The following is a 4,531-nucleotide window of genomic DNA, read 5'->3' on the forward strand; positions in this document are numbered from 1 at the left end:
TCCTCTTAAAGATTATGAGAAAAAAGATATTGAAAGTATAAGCGATTTTAAGGAGTATGAGATATAATAAAATTCTTATTCTTTTTATATCAAATTCGCTAAAATTGTTATAAGGATTGGATTGTTCTATTTCGTAGCGAAAAAAGTTATTGATATTTTTAAATAATTGTTCTTATACAAATAGAATTTGCCACTTATTAATAGCGGATTGCTTCGCTCACACTCGCAATGACGATAAATTTACACGAATTAAACTATTGACATATTTTTTAAATATTATATAATTTGTTTATAATAAAAAACAACCGAAAGAAAAATTTCGGAATATAATCTATTTAACAAGGAGTGAATTCTCATGAAGAAGAGAAGAGAAGAGAAGAGAAGAGAAGAGAAGAGAAGAGAAGAAGAATATTACATTTTTAACTAATCTTTTATCATTCAAATTATTTATCATTTTACTATCGTTTATATTATTATTTTCAATTAGTTGTAAATCAAACGAAAACCCGACATCAAGAGGCATAGAATATTACGCAGGCGCTTGGTATGATAAAGATATCCCGACTGATGAAGTTATCGTTATAAATTCGGACGGTTCTATAACTATTAACGATGAAACAACTGGCTCAACAAATATTACGGATATAACCAAAAATAGCGATACGAATTATTCTTTTTATTACGGAGAACAAAAAGATAATTCCAGCGGAATAGAAATTACCGTAAAAGCTAAATTCACCTTAAATTTTTCAAGCGATACCGAAGGAACTCTTACGATAATAGGCGAAGGAACTTTGACAGATGGAACAGCAATAAGCGTCCCTTCTGGAACATATAATATTATTAAAAAATAATAGAATGATTAAAAGGTTATGCCGAGTCTTTTTAGGCTCGGTTTTTTATTATAGATTAATTTGAACTTCGTCCTCACAATGACTAATTTCAAATTATAATTTTGACTTTATTTTTATTATCTTTAAAGGTTTTTTTCTCGGTTTTCTTTTGAGCGGAGATTTTTTATTTTCTATTTTTTGAGATTCCAAATTCGCTTCGATTATATTCGTTATATTTGCAATTTTTTGCGCTTCTTCTTTATCCGATTTATCTTTATTATCTTTAATATTTATTTCATGGCTTTCTATTTCCAAAATTAGATTTTTTACTTTTTCTATTTTTAGATTTAAATTATTTTCCGTCTCTTCAATATTCGACAATATAAGTTGATTCAAATTTTCTTTGTCGAAATAAACTCCCGAATCATTCGAGCTTATAAGTCGCATAAGTTTATTTGTGTCTATGCGCGAATATTTGTCAAGTTTGATATATATAGAACTTTGCCCTTCTATAACCGACAATACTCTCGCTTTTTTTAATATGACTTTTAATTTCGCTATTTCAAAAATATCTTCTATCTCTTTAGGTATTTTTCCGTATTTGTCCGTCAAATATTCTTTTGCCGATTCTATATCGTTGTCGTTTTGAGAACGAAGAATCAATTTATAAACCGATATTTTTTCTTTAGTGTCCGAAATATAGAAATCTGGAATATATAAATCGTATTTGAAATCTATAATCGTATCGAAAGTGACTTCTTTAATCTCTCCGTTGAATTCGTTTTTCGCTTCTTCGAGCATTTGAACATAAAGTTCGTATCCGACTTGATAAATCATTCCCGACTGTTCGTTTCCTAAAATATTTCCCGCTCCTCTTATTTCCAAATCTCGCATCGCTATTTTAAAACCCGCTCCCAAATCGGTATGCTCCGAAATTGCGGATAATCTTTTATAGGCAACTTCGCTTAAAGCCAAATTTTTAGGGTAAAACATATAAGCGTAAGCCTCTCTGTCGCTTCTTCCAACTCTTCCTCTTAATTGATAAAGCTCGGAGAGTCCCAATGCATGCGCGTTTTCTATTAATATTGTGTTTGCGTTCGGTATGTCTATTCCGTTTTCAATTATAGTTGTCGAAACCAATATATCGTATTTATAATCGATAAAATCTTTCATTATTTTTTCAAGTTGATTTCCAAGCATTCTTCCATGAGCTACGCATATTCTCGCTTTCGGGCATAATTTTTTTATAAAAAGCGCAAAAGAATCTATACTTTCCACTCGGTTATATAAATAAAATACTTGCCCGTTTCTTTCAATTTCTCTCTCTATTGCCGACACAACCGTCTCTTCGTTAAATTCCATAACAAAAGTTTTTACGGGAATTCTATTTAAAGGCGGAGTCTCTATAACGCTTATGTCTCTTATTCCCGTTAAAGCCATATTCAAAGTTCGCGGAATAGGAGTAGCCGATAAAGTCAAAACATCCGTTTCCAATCTTAATTTTTTCAAAGCCTCTTTATGATTTACTCCGAATCTCTGTTCTTCATCTATTACGATAAGCCCCAAATTTTTAAATTCTATATTTTTCGACAAAAGCGTATGAGTTCCAATTATTAAATCGCATTCTCCGTTTTTTAAATTTTCCCTGCTTCTTTTAGCTTCTTTAGACGCCGCAAATCTGTTTAATATATCAATTTCTACGGGAAAATCTTTGAATCTGTTTTTTGCAGTATTATAATGCTGTTGAGATAGAATAGTAGTCGGGCATAGCATCGCGCATTGTTTGCCCGCCATTATTGCCTTAAAAATAGCCCTAAAAGCCACTTCAGTCTTTCCAAATCCAACATCTCCGCAAACGAGTCTGTCCATCATTTTTCCGCTTTCCATATCTTTTTTTATATCGTTAATCGCTTTTAATTGGTCAACCGTTTCCTCGTATTTGAACGAAGCCTCGAAATCGTCCTGCCATTGAGTGTCATGTCCGTAAACATTTCCCTGAATATTCGCCCTTATCGTATATAATCTTATAAGCTCTCTTGCAGTTTTTAAAGCGTCCTTTCTCGCTTTGCTTTTTATTTTTTCCCAAGCGCTCGTTCTTAAAGAAGTTAATCTCGGACTATGCCCACCGCCAGATATATATTTTTGAACGAAATTCATCTGTTCTACGGGAATATATAATTTGTCTCCTTCGGAATATTCCAGAGTCAAATAATCTTTTTCTTTCCCGTTTGAAGATTTTCTCGTCAAGCCTAAATATTTTCCTATTCCGTAATTTACATGAACGGCATAATCTCCGATATTCAAATCTACGAAAGTGTCGATTATATTTTTATTTACTTTCGGAAGTTTTTTTATTTGTTTTCTTTTTCTTCCAAACACTTCCCAATCTGCTATGAATATTGTTTTTATATCGTCTTTTATGAATCCCGATGAAGCTGGAGCGGTTATTATATAGAAATTATTTTTATTATTCGACAAATCAATTTTTTTATCTTCTGTTATAATATTTTCTTCGTCATAGTTTTCTTTTACATTTATATTTAAATCTTTTATATTGTCCGCAATTATAGTCGGTTCTAATTCTTGCATTATTTTATAGAATCTGTTCGCTTGGTCAAAATGTCCCGTTGATAAAATTATCAAATAATCTTTTTCTCTATAATTTTTTATATAATCCAAAAATTCCGTTATTCGAGACTTGAAAGATTCTCCTTCGACAAAATTAAATTTATAAGTGTCGTTTTCAATTATGAAAGGAGATATATTTATTGATTTTCTTATTACAGATTCAAAATAATCGAAGTCAATATATAATTCGCTTTTATTTTCTATTATATTAAAAATATTATCCACGCTGTTGAAATTTTCATTTATGGAATTTAAAATATTTATAAATTTGGTTCTTAATTTTAAGTTGTCGTCTACGAATATTTTTTTTTCTTCAAAATAATCGAATATCGTTTCCAAATCGAAGTAAAATATCGGAAGTAAATTTTCGCTTCCCGCAAAATATTTTTTTTGATTTATATTGTTTTTAAGTTCCGCTTCGATATTTTCTCTTTTCAAAAATTCTTCTATCATAGAATCGCTATAAACCGCTTCTCGAGTCGGATATATAATTACTTCTTCTAAATTTTTAAATGAGCGTCCGTTTTCTATTTTGAATAATCTTATACTTTCCACATAATCGTCAAACATTTCAATTCTTATCGGATTATCGTAGCCGATTGAAAAAATATCTATTATGCTTCCGCGAATCGCCGCAGTTCCAATTTCCGAAACTTCCATTTCTATTATATAACCCAAATCGTAGAGTTTTAATCTTAAATCTTCCAAATTTAATTTTTCGTTAATTTTTATTGGAATATATAATTTTTCCAAATCGTTTTTATTAGGCAGTTTTTTTGCAATCGAGTTCGCCGTTGCGATTATTATGCATTTTTCTTTATTTATGAGTTTGTATAAAATATTTACTCTCTCTTGCGCTATATCGGTTATCGGCGACATTTTTGTAAAAGGGACGCTGTCGTAAGCGGGAAAATAATAATTCGGAATATTATAAAAATTTAAAGATTGACTTAAAAGCATAGCCTCGCTTTCGTTTTCTTTTATTATCAAAAAGCTTTCGTTTTTTTCTTTGAAAAGAGATGCAAAAAACAAAGGTTCTCCGCCGCCTTTTAGTCCGGAATATATTTTTT

At 30.5% G+C, this 4,531-nt stretch carries 1 protein-coding gene; it reads right to left on the reverse strand.

Annotated elements, in window-relative coordinates; translation table 11 throughout:
- Positions 1–947: 947 nt before the first annotated feature.
- The coding region (mfd, locus tag EZH24_RS07535) for a transcription-repair coupling factor (RefSeq protein WP_137998506.1) at positions 948–4,531 on the reverse strand (3,584 nt) is incomplete at its 5' end.

Origin of the sequence: Brachyspira catarrhinii (genome assembly GCF_005518285.1) — a bacterium.
GTDB classification, from domain to species: domain Bacteria; phylum Spirochaetota; class Brachyspiria; order Brachyspirales; family Brachyspiraceae; genus Brachyspira; species Brachyspira catarrhinii.